Origin of the sequence: Intestinibacter sp. (assembly GCF_051866655.1) — a bacterium.
In the GTDB taxonomy this organism is placed as follows: Bacteria; Bacillota; Clostridia; order Peptostreptococcales; family Peptostreptococcaceae; genus Intestinibacter.
In genome coordinates, this window is sequence record NZ_JBJDXL010000412.1 from 1 (window position 1) to 2,981 (window position 2,981).

Below are 2,981 nucleotides of genomic sequence, written 5' to 3' on the forward strand. Positions count from 1 at the left end.
TCCAGTAGTCTCTGCACCTTCTGAAAGTGTACTTTCAGCTTGGCTCATGATTGGCTCGGTTTCAGCTTTCCATGAGTTCGCCTCATTTGCATAAGAGAGTTTCCTGCTCTTAGGAGCTCGCTTAAAATATAAACCTTTATAAGCTTTTCCGTCTTTAATATGATTAGTTATTTTTGAAGGATCTAAAGTTCTAGTACCTCCTTTTCTAATCTTAACGGGTAAATTATTAAATTCGGATTTGCTATATTCAACTAAATCTGAATTACACCAAAATGTATTAAACCAATTATTATCATCATCATAGACTATAACATAATCAGCTTTATCTTTAAAACGCTGTGAGTTTTTCTTATGAACCTCTTTCATTGCCTGAGAAACCCCATTGACTTTAGGTTTTCTCATTTTCTCAGTTTGTTGCTCTGTCATTTTTTTGCCTTTATTCCAAGGTTCTTTTCCTTTTATAAGCCCTCTTGCTTCCAAATATTGCTTTTTATATTCTGCAAATTCTTCTTCAGTCATAGATTCTTCTAGTTCTCTCCATAACCTCTTATGAGTTTCTGAGCTTTTAATACGAGAATTTTCATTGAACATAGGAGATAGATTAGGATTAGGATTTTCGTTATATCCTTCAATATAAGCTTTGTACTTTTCTATATAAAAAGCTTCTCTATCTAATAGTATATCCTTATCACTAACTAATTCAAGTATCTCAAATTCAAAGTTATCTTCTCCATAATTATCCCACGCAGCCTGTAAATGATTACAATGATGCTTTCCGCAGTTTAGTTTACTTACATGTTGTTTCCACCTTGATCTAAAAGATTTCCAAGTACTTCCTACATAACATTTGTTATTAGTAAGATTAGTGATTCTATAAATTCCTTTTAACTTCAAATTTTCTAATTTGTCATTTTCTATTTTTATATTCATAACTCGTAGATTTTATTTTCTACAAAGTTACAAAATAAAAGACAATTAGCAAAATCTAAAATGTTAAAAATTGTCAAAGTGAATATTTACTGTTTACTCGATGCCCTTGGCTTCTTGACGATAATGCTTAAATTTAGCTTTAATTTCCTCTACTGGAGTGTCTTTTATAATATCTGGATAGGACATTTTAGCTACTAGACTATGAACATCTCCACAGCCATTCTCGAACAGATCAATCATAGCTTGATCATTAGCTATAGATGCAATTAGCCTTGACTCTTGAGATTGATAGTCACAACTGATCCATACATTGCCTTCTTCCGCTACAAAGCATGATCTAGTTTCTGCATCACTAGGTAAATTCTGTACATTTACACCTGATTCTCCTCCACCACAACTTAGCCTGCCAGTGTCCATTAATTGATAGAAGCTAGGATGAATTCTTCCATCTTCTTTAGTTACAGCTTTGAGCCAATTATCTCCATAAGCTGAAACAACTTTTTGGGCTGCTTTATAATTCAAATAGATTTCTGCTATCGGACTAATATGTTTTTGCGGCTCTATTATGTTAGACTCTACTGATTTCTTCTTTTGTTTAGTCTTTTTATCAAAGGTATCTAATTTAAATCCTAGTAATTCAAACAGAGGTATTACTTGTTTAGGACTATCCCAATTTATTACACATTTAGGCTTAGTATCAAATCCAGAAAACAAATCCCCCTGAAAATCATATTTTACAAAATTAACTTTTAGCAAGACTATTCTATATATAGAAGTTGTTCCATCATCTGATATAACTGTTTCTTGTCCTACTGGGGTCGAATTTTCAGGGATTTCATCATTAATTACTTTTCCATCTATTATGTATGGATAGCTATACTCTATGGTGTAGTTCCTGCTGTCTCCTTTATGTTCTAGGAAATAATCAGAAACCCAGTCATCTAACTCCCTTTTATACTTATCTCTCCTTTCAAGATCTTTATTCATTTTGGCTTTCCACTTATCTATATCTAACTTTACCCCACAGTATTCTATATAAGCCAGAACCTTCACAAATTCGTTCTCAAATTCAGATGCTTTTAATAAGTCTTTTTCTTTTAAGAGTTCCTGTTGTTTTTTATAAATTGGAATTTCATACTTAACATCTAATCCAGCATATTCTATTGTATCAGGAGTTAACCCAACTTGAATAATTTTACCTCTTATAGATTTGTCTAACTCTACATTGCAATAAAACTCCCCAGCAGCTTTTAAAGACATACTATGCATACCAGGGGGATAGCCCAACCACATTAGTTTCTCGGCCAGCATTCCATCATATATATTTACTGGGATTATTCCTTGATGATATAGAAATTTTCCATCAAACAAATAATTCCACCAAATTGTTTTAATATTAGGATTCTCTAGAATTGGTTTCAATAATTGAATATTAACTGTAGTACAATCCCATACTATCTGAAACTCTTCTGTTCCTAACTGTATAGTAAGGAGTTTTTTATTGTAAGGATTCATTCCTTCTGTTTCAGTATCTGCACCTAATAATGTCTCCTTAGATAGCATACTTATAGCATTCTCTGGGCTTAATTCTTTATATTTATCAGATTCAAATAGCTGTTTCTGATTACTAACTAAATAGATCATTATCGAATTTTTTAGCAATATCTTCTAAATAATCTAATTCTCTTTCTACATCCTTTAGATATATTAGTTTATTAAATTCTATTGTATCTTCTGAATCAGAGGCAATCAGAGAAGTTACCTTCTCCTCTTGCCTCTTCAGAAGATTATTTACTAATTCTCTTATTTTACTCATTAAAATCCTGTTTGTATAGTACAGAAATTTATATTTCCAGAACCTAGGATGTGAGCTTGATTCTCAGCATCAACGTAATATTCTATATCTCCATCAAAATCCTTAATAAGAGTAGTAGTCCAAAGGTTGTTTAGATGATAATCAAATTCTGGATTATATTTTAATACTTCATCTAAAAGAAATACTCCAACCTGCCCAGAATCAGCACAAAAGTCTCCTAATGTCTCTAGATTTA

The 2,981-nt window shown here is 31.8% G+C and carries 4 protein-coding genes; all 4 read right to left on the bottom strand.

From position 1 onward, the window contains the following. The coding region (locus ACI3VO_RS12360; protein WP_439758207.1) for a GIY-YIG nuclease family protein at positions 1–930 on the bottom strand (930 nt) is incomplete at its 3' end. Positions 931–1,023: 93 nt separating this feature from the next. Further along, entirely contained in the window at positions 1,024–2,574 is a 1,551-nt protein-coding gene (locus ACI3VO_RS12365; protein WP_439758208.1) for a DNA polymerase, read from the bottom strand. Continuing rightward, positions 2,558–2,746, bottom strand: a complete 189-nt coding sequence (locus ACI3VO_RS12370) for a hypothetical protein (protein ID WP_439758209.1) — start codon at positions 2,744–2,746, stop codon at positions 2,558–2,560. Before ACI3VO_RS12370 ends, ACI3VO_RS12365 begins: the two co-directional genes overlap by 17 nt. Continuing rightward, on the bottom strand, positions 2,746–2,981 hold a 236-nt coding region (locus ACI3VO_RS12375; protein ID WP_439758210.1), incomplete at its 5' end, for a hypothetical protein. The genes ACI3VO_RS12375 and ACI3VO_RS12370, both read right to left, overlap by 1 nt.

Coding starts and splice junctions, on each gene's coding strand:
- ACI3VO_RS12365 (WP_439758208.1), bottom strand. CDS start 2,574: ATGATCTATTTAGTTAGTAATCAGAAACAGCTATTTGAATCTGATAAA.
- ACI3VO_RS12370 (WP_439758209.1), bottom strand. CDS start 2,746: ATGAGTAAAATAAGAGAATTAGTAAATAATCTTCTGAAGAGGCAAGAG.